This window comes from Streptomyces sp. NBC_01335, from assembly GCF_035953295.1.
In the GTDB taxonomy this organism is placed as follows: domain Bacteria; phylum Actinomycetota; class Actinomycetes; order Streptomycetales; family Streptomycetaceae; genus Streptomyces.
Genome location: NZ_CP108370.1, coordinates 696105 through 711149, shown reverse-complemented (window position 1 = coordinate 711149; position 15045 = coordinate 696105). Strand labels below are relative to the sequence as shown.

Genomic DNA, 15045 nt, shown 5'->3' with positions numbered 1-15045 from the left:
GGGGGCGCTGAACGGGGGAGGAGGATTCGGGCCGTGCAGAAGGGGAACGCTGTGTGCCGGGTCTCGCCGCGGGCCGCCCGGACGCCTCACGGACCACCGGAGCCTGCGGTCCCGGGCGGTGCGACGAGGACGGCGCCCGGCCGGCGCTGCGCGCTCGACCGGCGGAGGTGTCCAGCCACGTGTCTCTGCTGCCGTACCGGAGTCTTCCTGTCTCTTGGATGTCGCCGGGATCGATCCTACGATGGACTTCGTCCAAGTCAAGAAGTGCGCTAAAACCACAATGGCAGGGGCGTGGCGTCGTCGTCTCCTCCCGGAGCCCGCGCGTCCCCCGCGAAGCGGAGCAGGTGAAACGAGATGAGCGACCTCCTCCAACGGCTGCGGGACCGTGGCTGGCGGCTGACCTCGCAGCGGCGTGTCGTCGCGGAGGTCCTCGACGGCGACCACGTGCACCTGACGGCGGACGAGGTGCACCTTCGGGCAGCCGCGCGACTGCCCGAGATCTCCCGCGCGACCGTCTACAACACGCTGGGTGAACTCGTCGCGCTCGGCGAGGTGCTGGAGGTCTCCACCGTGGGCAGGGCCAAGCGCTACGACCCGAACGCGTGCCGCCCCCACCAGCACCTGGTGTGCTCCGGCTGCGGCACGGTCCGCGACGTCCACCCCGTCGGCAACGCCCTCGGCGACCTGCCCGAGGCCGAGCGGTTCGGGTTCGCCGTCGGCTCGGTGGAGATCACCTACCGCGGCCTGTGCCCGGACTGCGCCTGACCGCGTCCGGATCCCCGCCGGGACGGGGCGGACTACCGCGGGGAGCGGAGCACGAGCAGGGTGATCTCGCTCGGGGCGAAGACGCGGAAGGGCGGGCCCCAGAAGCCGGTGCCGCGGCTGGTGTAGAGGAGGGTGCGGGCGCCGTGGCGGCTGAGGCCGGCGCGGGACGGCTGGTCGAGGCGGACCAGGTAGTGGAACGGCCAGATCTGGCCACCGTGGGTGTGGCCGGAGAGCTGGAGGTCGACGCCGTGGGCCGCCGCCCGGTCGACGAACTTGGGCTGGTGGGCGAGGAGAAGGACGGGGAGGCCGGGGTCGGCGCCGTCGAGGGCCCCGGCGAGATGGGCGCGGTGTCCCGTCAGGCCGGAGGACTCGGCGGTGACGTCGTCGACTCCGGCCACCACCAGGGTGTCGCCGCCGCGTTCGAGCAGTAGATGGCGGTTGCGCAGCGGCTCCCAGCCCAGCTCGTCCATCAGGTCGACCCAGCCCTGGGCCTCGCTGTGGTACTCGTGGTTGCCGGTGACGTAGACGCGGCCCAGGGCCGCCCGCACGGTGCCCAGCGGGGCGGCCTGGGCGAGACGGCGTTCGGCCGTGCCGTCCGCGATGTCGCCGGTGTGGCAGACCAGGTCGGCCTCCAGGGAGTTCACCGTCTCGCAGACCCGTGCCGACCAGCGGGCGCGGTCGAGGGGGCCGTAGTGGGTGTCGGTGATCAGGGCGACCCGTATGCCGTCCAGCCCGGCCCCCAGACGCGGAAGTCGTACGTCGAGCCGGCGCACGCGCGGCACACGCCGGGCCTCGGCGTACCCCCAGACCAGCAGTACGGCGGTCGTGCCGAGGACGGCCCAGGTGACGATGCGCGCCCGGTCCTGCCCGCCACCGACGCCGGCCAGGGTCAGCGCGAGCCGCAGCAGGACCCCGAGCAGGACGGACCAGGTGAACAGGATCCAGATGCCGCCCAGCAGCGAGTCGCCGACGATCGCCGCCCCGTCCTGCTGGCGCCGACCGTGGCCGCGCACCATCGCGAGCGGCATGGCGATCAGGCCGAGGACGATCAGCACGGTGCCGGTCAGCGTGACGGGGAACGGCCAGTGCTGACCCGCGTACAGAAGTACCCAGCACGGCACCGCCCACAGCAGGACCGGGGCGATCAGGGGGACGAAGCGCATCAGGCGCTGAACTCCGCTCCGCGGCGGCCCTTCCCCTTCATCGGCACCTGCGGTGGATCGGGTGTCACTCGTCTCGGTCATGCTTCTCCTCCTGAGGTCCTGTCCGGCGGATCGCGCCGTGGGGAGCCGGATGGTGGCCACGGCACGGTCGACTTCGTACCAGCGGTCCCCGCGAGGCCCCCCGACATGATCCGCCCGCCGGCAAGCTCCGCCGCCCGTGCCCCGATTCTGCTCCGGTCCCGACTTCCGGAGTCCCCCGGGGAGCTCATGCCGGGCATCTCCCGAGGCGCGGGCGCGCTTCCGGCACGAGCCGTCGCGGTTCGCACACGGTCAGGAACGGTACGTATCGGCCAAGTACGGAGGTCCCTGCCGCTCATGGAAGAGGTCTTGGGAGAATGGCGGGCGATGAACACGACTTCTCCGCAGGTGGAGGGCGCGCCCGGCGGGTACGGCCCCTTCGCACACCTCACCGCTCCGAACGTGCTGCTCTACCGGGCGGTGATGAGGGCCTTCCTCGTCGCCAAGGAGCGGTTCGCCGTGCACCTGCGGCCCGAGGACGTGTACGCGGGGCTGGACCCCGGGGCCCGGCCGACGGAGATCGACGGCGTGGTCAAGGCGCTGGACAGCCTGGTGGGATGGGGGAATCTGCGGGCCGACCCGGACACCGGGAGGGTCACCGCCGTGGAGGACTTCTACCGCAAGCGGTTCATCTACCAGCTCACCCGGGAGGGCGAGGCCGCGGAGGATGCCCTGGCCGCCTACGACGAGGCGCTCGGGCGACGGGGCGCGCTGCAGGCCGTCGCGCTGCACGACATCGTGACGCAACTGCGCGCCCTGCTCGTGCTGGCTGCCGAGGAGAAGCCCGACCCGGCCAAGACGCATCTGGCGCTGGACGCGCTCGCGAGTCGTTTCGGTGCGCTCGCCGACAACGCGCGGGCCTTCATGGGCTCCCTCCAGCGGACCATCGACCTCCACGACGTGGAGGAGGAGGTCTTCCTCGCCTACAAGGACCAGCTCATCCAGTACCTGGAACGGTTCATCCAGGACCTGATCACGCTCGGCGGGCGCATCGCCCGGCTGATCCTGGAACTGGAGGAAGGGGCAGGCATCGAGCGGCTGCTGCGGGCCGCCGCCGCTCGTGAGGCGGCGGACGCCACCCCGCAGGAGGCGGCGTACGCGGCGCGGGCCGCGTACGAGCGGTGGGCCGGCCGGTGGGCAGGGCTGGCGGCCTGGTTCCTCAGCCGGGACGGCCGGGAGTCGCAGGCCCGGCTGCTGCGCGGCCGCGCCCTGGGCGCGATCCCCCAACTGCTGGCCGTCGTAAGGTCCCTGAACGAGCGACGGGCCGGGCGTTCGGACCGCTCCGCGGACTTCCGCACCCTGGCCCGCTGGTTCGCCGAAGCACCCGACGACGACGCCCGCCACCGGCTCTGGCGCACCGCCTTCGGGCTGTACCCGGCCCGGCACCTCACCGTCGACGCCGAGACGCTGGCCGCCCGCCACGCCCGTCCCGAGCCCGCGGGAACCGCGTGGGCCGAAGCCGCACCGCTGCGGATCAGCCCTCAGCTGCGCCGCACGGGAAGCTACGAACGGCGCGGCAGAACCCGCAAGGTCGAGGACCGGCAGGAAGCGCGCCGGCTGCTCGCCGAGACGGCCGCCGAACAAGCGGCCGAGACGGCGGCCGCCAGGGCCCGGCTCGTCACCGACGGCATCACCAGGCTGTCGGGACTCGGCGAACTCGACCCCCTCAGCTTCCGGCTCTTCCTCCAGCTCCTCGGCGACGCCCTGGCCACCTGGCGACCCGGCATGACGCACACCGCGGCCACCAGCGGCGACGGTTCCATGGAGATCCGGCTCACGGCACCGACCGACGGGTCCACGGCGCAGGTCCGCACACCCGACGGCACCTTCAGCGGCCCGGACCACACCATCGAGATCGTCGATCTCGGCGAAACAAGAGGAAGTGACGGCGCGTGACGACGACCCCGCTCGCCGAAGTGCTCGACGGGCAGCACGCCGCCGAGAGGCGCAAGGCCGCCCGGGCCCTGCTGAAGCAGCCCCTGCTGCTCGCGCACGGCGCGTACGCCGACGAGTTCCGCCTCGTCCGGCGGCACGCCTCCGAGCTGCGCGAGTGGTTCGACCGCAACACCGGCTGGTTCCTCCAGGTCGACGCCGAGACCGCCCGGCTGGGCAAGATCCCCGGTGTGCCGGACGACGCCACGCACCCCGCGCGCGAGGTCACCCGTAGCGCCGCCCCCTTCAGCCGCCGTCGCTACGTCCTGCTCTGCCTCGCCCTCGCCGCCCTCGAACGCGGCGAGGCACAGGTCGCGCTGGGCCGTCTCGCCGACCAGATCATGCTGGACGCCAAGGACCCCCGACTGGCCGCGGCGGGAATCCAGTTCACCTTGGACCGCCGGGACGAGCGGCTCGACCTCGCCGCCGTCGTACGGCTCCTGCTCCACCTCGGGGTCCTGCGGCGCGTCGCCGGCGACGAGGACGCGTACGTCAGCGGAGCCGGCGACGTCCTGTACGACGTCGAACGCCGGGTACTCGCAGGCTTGCTCGCCACCCGCCGGGGACCCTCCACCGTCCGGGCCGAAACGCTGGAGGCCCGGATCACCGAACTCGCCGCGGAAACGGCCCTCGACAGCGACGAGCTGCGTTTCCGTGCGCTGCGCCGCTCGCTGACACGGCGGCTGCTCGACGACCCCGTTCTCTACTACGACGAGCTGACCGACGCCGAGCTCGGCTACCTGACGCGCCAGCGCGGCTTCCTCACCGCCCGCATCAACGAACTGACCGGGCTGGTCGCCGAAGTGCGGGCCGAGGGCATCGCCATGGTCGATCCCGAGGACGACCTCACCGACGTCCGCATGCCCGAATCGGGAACGCGCGGCCACGTCACCCTCCTGCTCGCCGAGCACCTCGCCTCGGTCGGCGGCCTGGTCGTCCCCATGGCCGACCTGGAGCGCCGCGTGGTCGAACTGGCCGCCGAACACAGCGGATTCTGGTCCAGATCGGCCCGGGAGCAGGGTGCCGAGGGCGAACTCGCCGAGCAGGCCGTCGCCCGGCTGGCGGCCCTTGGTCTGGTCGCCCGCACCGCCGACGGGGTCGCGCCGCGCCCCGCGCTCGCCCGCTACGCGGTCGGCGAGGCCGTCGTACGCGAACCCCGTACCGCCGGCACCGCGCAGGTGCCCGCCCAGCGAAAGGCGAACCGGCCTTGACCCCCCGTCCCGCACTCCCCGCCCCCGCGCGCCCCCGATGGCAGCCCCTGCGGATCGGTCTCGTCGACCTCTTCCACTACGACGTGGAGGAGTTCCACTTCCGCGACGGCCGGCTGCTGCTCCGGGGCAACAACGGCACCGGCAAGTCCAAAGTGCTGGCGCTGACCCTGCCCTTCCTCCTCGACGGCGACCTCAGCGCCCGCCGGGTGGAACCGGACGGGGACGCCGGCAAGCGGATGGAGTGGAACCTCCTGCTCGGCGGCGAGCACCCGCACTCCGAACGCCTCGGCTACACCTGGGTGGAGTTCGGCCGCCGCGACGCGGTGAGCGGGGAGGAACAGTTCCGGACGCTCCTGTGCGGGCTCAAGGCCGTCAGCGGGCGCGGCATCGCCCGGCACTGGTGGGCGGTGACCGGGCAGCGGATCGACCACGGCCCGGCCGACGCACGTGCGGAGGGCACACTGAGCCTGCTCGACGCCACGGGCACCGTCCTGTCCCGGGACCGGCTCATCGAGGCGGTCGCCGGACGGGGCATGGTCCACGACCAGGCCAAGGCCTACCGCCGGGCCGTCGACGAGGCCCTGTTCGGCCTCGGGGAGCAGCGCTACGCCGCCCTCGTGGACCTGCTCATCCAGCTGCGCCAGCCCCAGCTGTCCAAGCGGCCCAACGAGGTCGCCCTCTCCCGCGCCCTCACCGAGGCCCTTCCGCCGATGGACCAGGCCGTCGTCGCGGACGTGGCCGAAGCCTTCCGCTCCCTCGACGAGGAGAAGGAGGAACTACGCGCTGCCGGGGCCGCCGAACGGGCGGCCTCCGTCTTCCTCGACCACTACCGGCGCTACGCCCGCACGGCCTCCCGCCGCCGAGCCCGTCTCCCGCGCAGCGAACACTCGAAGTACGAGCAACTGCTGCGCGACCTCTCCGATGCGCAGGCCGAGAAGACCGCGGCGGAGGAAGACCGGTCGGCAGTGGAAGAGCGCGTCGCCGCGCTCACCGGGGCCCGGACGCGGCTGGAGGCGGCCGACGCGGCCCTCCGCGAGGGCCCGGAAATGCGCAGCGCCCGCGAACTGGAGCGTGCCGCACAGGTGTTGGACCGGGCGGAGGGCGACCGTGCCCGCACGCGCGACGACCGGGAGAGGGCCTCGCTCCAGCACGCCAAGGCGCTGGGCCGCCTCGGCGCCGCGGAGAACCGGCTCAGGGCGGCCCGGGAACTGTCCGGCGACACCTGGCTACGGGCACGGGAATCGGCTGCGGAGGCCCGGCTGGACCTGCCCGTGGACGAGGGACGGGCGGTCGCCGACCTGCGGGCCGCGGTGGCCGGAGCGACCAGCCGCAGGCACCGCACCCTCACGCACGTGGAAGCGCTCGCGGACCGGGCCGAGGAGGCGGCGGCCGGGCGCCGGGCCGCCGTACTCCGGCTCGACGAGACGGAGACCGATCTGGCGCACGCCACCGAGGCGCTGGACACGGCCGAGGACACGGCGCGGGCCGCCGGACGGGCTCTGGTCGACGCGGTACGTGAGCACGCGGGCCGGTGCGGGGAGCTCTCCCACCCGGACCCCGCCGGACTTCTGGACGAGCTCCAGGAGTGGACCCGTCACCAGGACGGCCCCTGTCCCGCGCGCCGCCGTGCCTCGGACGCACACAGCGCCGCAGCGGCGGTCCTCGCCGACCTGGTGGCGCGGTCGGCGCACCACCGGGCCGGTCTGGCCGCCCGGATCCGCGACGCCGAACAGGAGCTCGCCGGGCTGGAGTCCGGCCGTCGGCGCGGGCCGCGGTCCCCGCACACCCGGACCCCCGGCCTGCGGGACCATGCGCCCGGTGCCCCCCTGTGGCGGCTGGTCGACTTCCGGGACGAAGTCGCGGACCAGGCCCGCGCCGGGCTGGAGGCGGCCCTGGAGGCGTCCGGTCTGCTGGACGCGTGGGTACGCCCCGACGGAGCCGCCCTCGCCGCGGACGGGTACGACGTGCTGCTGGCCCCGGACACCGGACCGGTCGAGGGGGCGTCGCTCGCCGACGTACTGCGCCCGGCCGTGGACCACGGCGACGCGCGGGCCGCGCAGGTCGGTGTGGAGGCAGTGGCTCGGCTGCTGGAGGCGATCGGCCTCGGCGGGGCTTTCGGGACCGCGTCCCCGCCCGGCGACGTACCGGGCACCGGCCCGTCGGGCACCACGGCCACGGGCGGCACCCGGGGCATGGACGGCACGTGGGCGACGGACGCTGCCCGGACCACGTACGGCACCGGAGGCAGGGGCGGCACCTGGGTCGCGGCGGACGGCCGCCATCGCGTCGGCGTCCTGGCCGGCCGCTGGGCCAAACCCGCCGCCGAATACATCGGAGAGGGCGCCCGGGAAGCCGCGAGGCGGACCCGGGTCGCGGCCCTGCGGGGTGAACTCTCGCTCCTCCAGAAGGAGTCGGCCGAAGCCGACGCGCAGGCGCGTGCGCTGGCGGCCCGTCGTCGTACGCTCGACACGGAGCTGGCCACCGTGCCCGACGAGGCGCCCCTGATCCGGGCCCACGCCGATGCCGCGGCCGCCGCCGAAACCGTGCGCCGGTTGCGGAGCCGGCGCGACGAGCGGACCGCCGAGGCGACGGCGGCGGCCGAACGGGCCGAGTCGGCCGCCGCCGAACTGCGGGAGACCTCGGCCGACCTGAACCTGCCCTCCGGCCGGCCGGCGCTGGCCGACGTACGGCAGGCCCTCGCCGGACTCGACGTCGTCCTGGCCGGGCTCTGGCCCGCACTCCGTGAGCGGGACGAGGCGTCCCGGCAGGCCGACGACGAGCGCGAAGAGGCGCTCCGGGCGGGGGAGCTGACCGCCGAACTCGCCGTTCGGGCGGAAGAGGCGGCCCGAGAGGCGGCAGCCGCGGACGAGCGGCTGGCCACCCTGCGTGCGACCGTCGGCGCCGCCGTGGCGGAACTGGAGCGGCTGCTCGCCGAGACAGCGGAGGCCCTGCGCGGCTGCGCGGCCGACCAACAGCGCTCCCAGGACCAGCACATGGAGGCGGACCGGCGGGCCAGCCGGGCCGAGGGCCGCATCGAACAGCTGGAGAAGGCCGTCGCCGAAGCCGCCGCGGCACGCACCGAGGCCATCGCCGCGCTCCAGCGCTTCACCGCCACGGGACTGATCGCCGTCGCCCTTCCCGATCTCGCCGTGCCGGCCGCGGGCGACGGCCCGTGGGCGGCCACCCCGGCCGTCGCGCTGGCCCGTTCCCTCGAAGCGGAGCTTTCGGCGACCGACGACTCCGACGGTGCCTGGGAACGGGTGCAGCGGCGTCTGAGCGAGGAGTTCAAAACCCTCCAGGACGCGCTGTCGCGGCACGGCAACACCGCCTCCGCCCGCATGGTCGAGGACGGAATGATCGTCGACGTCGTCTACCAGGGCCGTGAGCGGGCCGTTCCCGAACTCGCCGAGGCGCTCGCGGTCGAGGTCGGCGAACTCACCCGCATCCTCTCCGCACACGAGCGGGAGATCCTCGAAACCCACCTCGTCACCGAAGTGGCCGGCACCCTCCAGGAGCTGATCGCAGCCGCCGAACGGCAGGTGCTGTCCATGAACACCGAGCTGGAGGAACGGCCCACCTCCACCGGCATGAGACTGCGCCTGGTGTGGCGGCCCTCCCGCAAAGCCCCTCCCGGCCTCGCCCAGGCCCGCGGGCGCCTGCTCCAGACCGCCGACGCCTGGACGGCCGAGGACCGGGCCGCGGTCGGCGAGTTCCTGCAGACGCAGATCGCCCGGCAGCAGACCGAGGACGCGGCGGGCAGCTGGCTGGAACACCTCACAGCAGCCCTCGACTACCGGTCCTGGCACGAGTTCGCCGTCGAGCGCCGGCAGCACGGACGCTGGGTTCCCGCCACCGGCCCCGCCTCCGGAGGAGAGCGCGTCCTCGCCGTGTCCGTTCCCCTGTTCGCAGCCGCCTCCTCGCACTACGCGAGCGCGGGCAGCCCGTACGCGCCACGCCTGGTGACCCTGGACGAGGCGTTCGCGGGCGTGGACGACGACTCGCGTGCCAAGTGCCTCGGGCTCCTGCACGCCTTCGACCTGGATGTGGTCATGACCAGCGAGCGGGAGTGGGCCTGCTATCCGCAGGTACCGGGCATCGCCATCGCCCAGCTCGCCCGCGTCGACGAGGTGGCCGCCGTCCTCGTCACCCGCTGGGAGTGGGACGGCACGGCCCGCACCCGCCGCGAGGACCCGGTGCGTCCGTCCGACGCGGAGCCGTCGTGGGCATGAGCGGCCCGCCGGTGGACGAAGCGCGCCTGCGCCGGCTGCTCGGCGGCGCCGACCTGGCCTGGCTGGTGGAGCGGGCGCGCCGACGCATCGAGCGCGGACAGCCCCTGACCGGCGCGGTCTCGCTGGCGACGCCGAGCCCGGCCGAGCGGGCGGCGGCCGAACGGCTGCTGGGCCGGGCTCCGGGTGCCGGCCGGGCGCTGACGGTCCGACTCGACGCCGTGGACGCCGTGCTGGTCAGATCGGGCATCAGCCCGGAAGGACTGGAGGCGGCCGTGACGGCGCTCACCGGCCCGGTCGTCCCGGCCGACGAGATCCGCGGGATCGAGGCGCGGGCCTGGGCGGAGGCGTACGCGCCTCTCGCCCTGCTGGCCGAAGACCGTCCGGAGCACGCCGCCTGGGCCCTCCGGGTCCGCGACGACGGTCTCGTGCGCCGCCTCGCCCGTACTCCCGCCACCGCCCGCCCGCTGGTGGAGCAGGCCGTACGGGTCCTGCGGGAGCTGCCCGTCGAACCCGCCCGGTCGCTGTCGGTGTACGCCGCGGACGTTCTGGGCAGCGCCCACGCGCTCGACGACGGCACGCCGTTGGCCACCCTCGTCCTCTCCGGCGCCCGCGCTCTGACCGGCCACCCCGAGGGAACGGGAGCCGCCTGGCGGCGGGCCGCGTGGGCTTTGGCCGGTCTGCTCCGGGACGACGTCTCCTCGACGGTGCTCACCCTCAACCTCCGCGGGACTCCGGCCCTGGACTGGATGGCCTCCGCGGGAGAGCCGTGCGTACTCACACTCCGTCAGCTCGCCCGCCGGCCGCCGCTGACGGCACCGCCCGTGGTCCACATCTGTGAGAACCCGGCGGTCCTCTCGGCCGCTGCGGACACCTACGGACCGGATGCCCGCCCCATGGTCTGCGTCCAGGGCCAGCCGTCGGCCGCAGCCTTGACCCTCCTCGCCCGTCTGCACCAGCTCGGTACCGCATTCCGCTACCACGGCGACTTCGACTGGGGCGGTCTGCGCATCGCCGCGACACTGCTGAGCCACGTGCCGTGGCAGCCCTGGCGCTACTCGGCCGACGACTACCGCGAGGCGGTGGCGGCCGCCGGGCCGGATCTGCGCCCGCTGGACGGCAAGCCGGCGCTGTCGCCCTGGGACCCGGCCCTCGCGCGCGCACTCGCCGAGCACGGCCTTCGCGTCGAGGAGGAGGCGGTCATGGGCGGGCTGCTGAAGGACCTCACGGGGTGCGGTTCGCCGGAAGGAGCGCACGCCTGACCCGCGGACCCGGGCCTGTTCACCGGCGTTTGACGCACACCTCGGGGACGGCTTTCGACTGTGCCGCCCCTGCCGCCCCGGCCACGCCGACGGACGCGGCAGGGCAGCGCCCGAAGGAGGGCCGGTCGGACACGAGGGGCAGCGAGCGGAGTCATGCGCTCCGCACGGCTTCGCCCGATCGTCGACGAGCCGGCAAATCCCCTGTGCTGCACGCGCATTGACGCTCCACATCCACGGTGATTCACTTCGTGGCTGAGAGAGCGCTCTCAGAGAGCTCGGGGGCCGGCAGGAGGCCCCACTCATTCACGCCATTTCACCCCATGCAGGGAGAGCCGTGTCCATGATTCCCTCTCGCCGTAATGTGCTGCGCGGGGCAGCCGCTGCCTCGGTGCCGCTGATCGGCGGAGTCTGTTCAGGACCGGCGTTCGCGTCGGGCGCCGCATCCGGCAAGCACGGGGCCGGCCATGACTCCGGCAAGCACGGAACCGGCCACGTCTCCTCCGCGCTCGGCCCGAACGTCCTGGTCTTCGACCCGTCCATGAGCGACGCCTCGATCCAGGCCAGGGTCGACGCCGTGTTCGCCGTCCAGGAGTCCAACCAGTTCGGCGACGAGCGCTTCGCCCTCGCCTTCGAGCCGGGCACCTACCACGTCGACATCAACGTCGGCTTCTACACGCACGTGCTGGGCCTCGGCGCGAGCCCCTCCGACGTGGTGATCAACGGTCATGTCACCGTCGACGCCCAGTGGTTCGACGGAAACGGCACCCAGAACTTCTGGCGGGCCGCCGAGAACCTCACCATCGTGCCGCCGGACGGACTGGAGCGCTGGGCGGTCTCCCAGGCCGCTCCGATGCGCCGCGTCCACATCAAGGGCAACATGACCCTGATGCCGAGCCCGCCCGGCAACCAGTGGTCCAGCGGCGGCTTCCTCGCCGACAGCGTGGTGGACGGACAGGTCGACTCCGGCTCCCAGCAGCAGTGGCTGTCGCGCAACGACACCTTCGGCAGCTGGACCGGCTCCAACTGGAACATGGTGTTCGTCGGCACCGCCGGCGCCCCCGCGCAGTCCTTCCCGACGCCTCCGATGACCACCGTCGACCGCACCCCCGTGGTCCGCGAGAAGCCGTTCCTCACCGTGGACCGCCACGGCTCCTACCAGGTCTTCGTGCCCGCGCTGCGCACCAACAGCTCCGGCACGACCTGGGAGCACGGCCAGGCCCGGGGGCGGAACATCCCGCTGTCGCAGTTCCACGTGGCCCAGCCGGGCGACTCGGCCGCCGAGATCAACCAGGCCCTCGCCCACGGCAAGCACCTCCTGTTCACCCCGGGCATCTACGACATCTCCGCCCCGCTGCGCGTGAACCGCCCCGGAACCGTGGTCCTCGGCCTCGGCCTGGCCACCCTGCGCTCCACCCGCCGCAACACCCTGATCGAGGTCGCGGACGTCGCCGGTGTCACCCTCGCCGGGCTGCTGTTCGAGGCGGCCTCCGAGCACACCCCGGTACTGCTGCGCGTCGGCCACGGCCGGAGCCGGCAGCGGCACAGCGCCGACCCGACGGTGCTGTTCGACATCGTCGCCCGGATCGGCGGCGCGGTGGCCGGCGGTGCGGGGACCAGCGTCCAGATCGACAGCAACGACGTGATCTGCGACCACCTCTGGCTCTGGCGCGCCGACCACGGTCTCGACGGAACCGTCGGCTGGACGGTCAACCCCGCCGACACCGGCATCGTGGTGAACGGCGACCACGTCACCGTGTACGGGCTCTTCGTCGAGCACTACCAGAAGTACGAGGTGCTGTGGCAGGGCGACCACGGCCGCACCTACTTCTTCCAGAACGAGCACCCCTACGACGTGCCCACCCAGTCGGCGTGGCGGCACGGCTCCACCCTCGGCTACGCCGCCTACAAGGTCGGCGACGACGTGCGCGAGCACCACGCCTGGGGCCTGGGGAGTTACTGCTTCTTCAACCTCGGCGCGAACATCTACACCGACGCCGCCTACGAGGTCCCGAACACTCCCGGCGTCGTCTTCACCGACCTGATGACGGTCTGCCTCAACGACGCGGCGGGCGGCGGCATCCTGCACTGCATCGACAAGGCCGGCGACCCGGTCCAGAACGGCTTCGGGACGTACTTCATGAAGTCGTACTCCAACGGGGTCGCGAACGTCTGACGCCGGTACGGGCGGACGGCGGTACGGGCGGACGGCGGCGGGGCCCGGTGGGCGCCGCGCCGGCCGTGAGCGGGTGAGCCGGGTGGCGCGGCGGTCGGTACGGACCGCCGCGCCGCTCGCGTTCGCCGGGGAGCGTTCGCCCGCGCATCGGTAACAAGATGTACACACCGAGGCGTTGATCCTCGCAGGCGATGATCATAGGCTCACTCGCCGTCGGCTCTTTGACATGTTCGCGCCTGTCTGGGGTGTGTGCCGCGCGCTGTGGCGCGCCCCGGGCGGGGGGACGGGAGCCGACCGCGATCGGCACCACCTGCAGCATGGCTCACCACCCCACCGGAGGAGCATGTGAGAGCACGTCGAGCGTCAGTCCTGGCAGCTTCGGTCCTCGTCACCACCCTCGCCCTGACCGGCGCCTTCGCCGGTCCCGTCACACTCGCCGCAGCGGCCGCGCCGGCCGGCGCCCCCACCACCGCCGGCGCATCCGACGGCGTCACCCACGAGGAGAACGACCGCGTCCCCGAGGGCGCCGTCTGGACGCAGCGGTACTTCCCCTCGTCGGACCACTCCGGCACCGAACTCCACGCGGACGTCCTGCTGCCCGAGGGGCTGCCGAAGGGCGCGCACGTCCCCGTCATCCTGTCCGTCGGCCCCTACTTCGGGCACTCCGGACAGACCGATCCCGAGGGCTGGAGCCACACCGGCCCCTCGTCCCGCTTCCAGGACTTCATCGAGGGCACCGACCTGTTCGCCCACGGCTACGCCTTCGTCATGGTGGACCTGCGCGGCTTCGGCGGCTCCACCGGCTGCCTCGACTGGGCGGGCCCCGGTGAGCAGGCCGACGTCCGCGCCGCCATCGACTGGGCGGCCGGCCAGTCGTGGTCCACCGGCTCCGTGGGCATGTACGGGAAGTCCTACGACGCGGCCACCGGCCTCATCGGCAACGACCTCGACCAGCGCGCGCTGAAGGCCGTCGTCGCGCAGGAGCCGGTCTGGGACATGTACCAGTACATCTACTCCAACGGAGTGCCCCGCCCCAACGTCACCGGCACCGCCAACGCCTACAACTCCATAGCAACCCTCGACGCGTTGGCCGACGACGACGCCCACTACCGGGCCAACGCGGCCTACGAGCAGGCCCATCCGGAGTGCCTCACCCAGAACTCCGCAGGCTATCTGACGACCGATCAGCACGGCAGCTACTGGACCGCCCGCGACCTGGCGAAGAAGGCCAAGGGTACCGACACCCCGCTCTTCGTCACCCAGGGCTTCATCGAGAACAACACCAAGCCCGAGGAGATCGAGGAGTACCTCGACAACCACAAGGGCCCCGAGCGGGGCTGGCTCGGCCAGTGGGAACACGTCCGCGGCGGCGACCGCACCGCGGACGGCCGCCTCTCCATGGGACGCGAAGGGTGGTACGACGAGACCCTCTCCTTCTACGACCAGTACCTCAAGGGCAAGCGCCCCGCCGTCTCGTACCCGGCCTACTCCGTGGAGGACTCCACGGGCGCCTGGCGCGCCCAGCGCACCTGGCCCGGTGAGTCCCGGACGGTGAACATCGCGCTCGGCAGCGGCGCGTACGTGGACGACGGCGGCGCGTCGGCTCGCGGGGCGGCGGCCCTGGACGGCGGCCCGGCGCTGCGGTCCGCCGCGCAGCCGTCCGGCGCGTGGGACCTGGAGAACGCCCCCGCCCTGGACCCGGCCGCTTCGGCACCCAGGACACTGGCCGCCGAAGCGGCCGGACTCCAGGCCGCCGGCGAGGTGACGTCCAGCTTCTTCGTCCGGTCCGAACCGGTCGCGAAGCCCGTACGCCTCACCTCCACCCCGAAGCTCTCGCTGACCGCACAGGGCGAGGGCAACGTCATGGTGAAGCTCTACGACGTCGCCCCGGACGGCAAGGCCGTCATGTTCGACGAGCAGGTGTCCCTGGTGGACACGGGCCGGCTGGCCGTCGACCTCAAGGCCACCGACTGGACGCTGGCGGCCGGACACGTCCTGGCCGTGGAGATCGGCTCCATCCAGACCGGCTCGTGGCGGGACACCCCCTCCGGCGAGACGATCAAGGTGAAGGACGCCCGGCTCACCCTGGCCCTGGACGACCCGGCGGACGACATCGCGACGGCCGGCGCCCGCTCGCCGTTCCTCGACACCTACCTGCGCCAGTACACGGTGCAACTCCCCTCGGCGGAGGGCTCGTTCCGGCTGAAGTCGGGGCGCTGAGCCGAATCCCGCCGA

Annotated in this window: 8 protein-coding genes; 7 read left to right on the top strand and 1 reads right to left on the bottom strand. The window is 73.3% G+C overall.

Features of this window, described 5'->3' with window-relative positions:
• The first annotated feature begins 354 nt into the window (after positions 1-354).
• Positions 355-765, top strand: coding sequence for a Fur family transcriptional regulator (locus OG599_RS02830; RefSeq protein WP_327174323.1), 411 nt, complete (start codon positions 355-357; stop codon positions 763-765).
• Positions 766-797: 32 nt separating this feature from the next.
• Here the strand turns inward: OG599_RS02830 and OG599_RS02825 are convergent, their stop codons facing one another.
• Complete coding sequence (locus tag OG599_RS02825) at positions 798-2009, bottom strand: metallophosphoesterase (protein ID WP_327174322.1); 1212 nt, start codon at positions 2007-2009, stop codon at positions 798-800.
• Positions 2010-2333: 324 nt separating this feature from the next.
• Between OG599_RS02825 and OG599_RS02820 the strand changes: the two genes are divergently transcribed.
• The 6 genes from OG599_RS02820 (at position 2334) to OG599_RS02795 (ending at position 15030) form a co-directional block, all read left to right on the top strand.
• Positions 2334-3902 carry a TIGR02677 family protein gene (locus OG599_RS02820; RefSeq protein WP_327174321.1) on the top strand — a complete coding sequence of 523 codons (1569 nt, stop codon included), beginning with the start codon at positions 2334-2336 and terminating at the stop codon, positions 3900-3902.
• A complete protein-coding gene (locus OG599_RS02815; RefSeq protein WP_327174320.1) occupies positions 3899-5149 on the top strand; it encodes a TIGR02678 family protein in 1251 nt (416 codons plus the stop codon). The genes OG599_RS02820 and OG599_RS02815 overlap by 4 nt, the downstream gene beginning before the upstream one ends.
• Positions 5146-9378: a TIGR02680 family protein gene (locus tag OG599_RS02810; RefSeq protein ID WP_327174319.1), complete on the top strand. Its 4233-nt coding sequence runs from the start codon at positions 5146-5148 to the stop codon at positions 9376-9378. The genes OG599_RS02815 and OG599_RS02810 overlap by 4 nt, the downstream gene beginning before the upstream one ends.
• Positions 9375-10637: a TIGR02679 family protein gene (locus tag OG599_RS02805; RefSeq protein ID WP_327174318.1), complete on the top strand. Its 1263-nt coding sequence runs from the start codon at positions 9375-9377 to the stop codon at positions 10635-10637. The genes OG599_RS02810 and OG599_RS02805 overlap by 4 nt, the downstream gene beginning before the upstream one ends.
• 340 nt (positions 10638-10977) lie before the next feature.
• Positions 10978-12810 carry an adenylyl cyclase gene (locus tag OG599_RS02800; protein WP_327174317.1) on the top strand — a complete coding sequence of 611 codons (1833 nt, stop codon included), beginning with the start codon at positions 10978-10980 and terminating at the stop codon, positions 12808-12810.
• Positions 12811-13155: 345 nt separating this feature from the next.
• The gene (locus tag OG599_RS02795) at positions 13156-15030 is read left to right on the top strand and encodes a CocE/NonD family hydrolase (RefSeq protein WP_327174316.1); all 1875 of its coding nucleotides are present in this window, start codon (positions 13156-13158) and stop codon (positions 15028-15030) included.
• Positions 15031-15045: the final 15 nt, after the last annotated feature.

Excerpts from the sequence above, each read along its gene's own strand:
- OG599_RS02830 (WP_327174323.1), top strand. The coding sequence starts at position 355 with ATGAGCGACCTCCTCCAACGGCTGCGGGACCGTGGCTGGCGGCTGACC.
- OG599_RS02825 (WP_327174322.1), bottom strand. The coding sequence starts at position 2,009 with ATGACCGAGACGAGTGACACCCGATCCACCGCAGGTGCCGATGAAGGG.
- OG599_RS02820 (WP_327174321.1), top strand. The coding sequence starts at position 2,334 with ATGAACACGACTTCTCCGCAGGTGGAGGGCGCGCCCGGCGGGTACGGC.
- OG599_RS02805 (WP_327174318.1), top strand. The coding sequence starts at position 9,375 with ATGAGCGGCCCGCCGGTGGACGAAGCGCGCCTGCGCCGGCTGCTCGGC.
- OG599_RS02800 (WP_327174317.1), top strand. The coding sequence starts at position 10,978 with ATGATTCCCTCTCGCCGTAATGTGCTGCGCGGGGCAGCCGCTGCCTCG.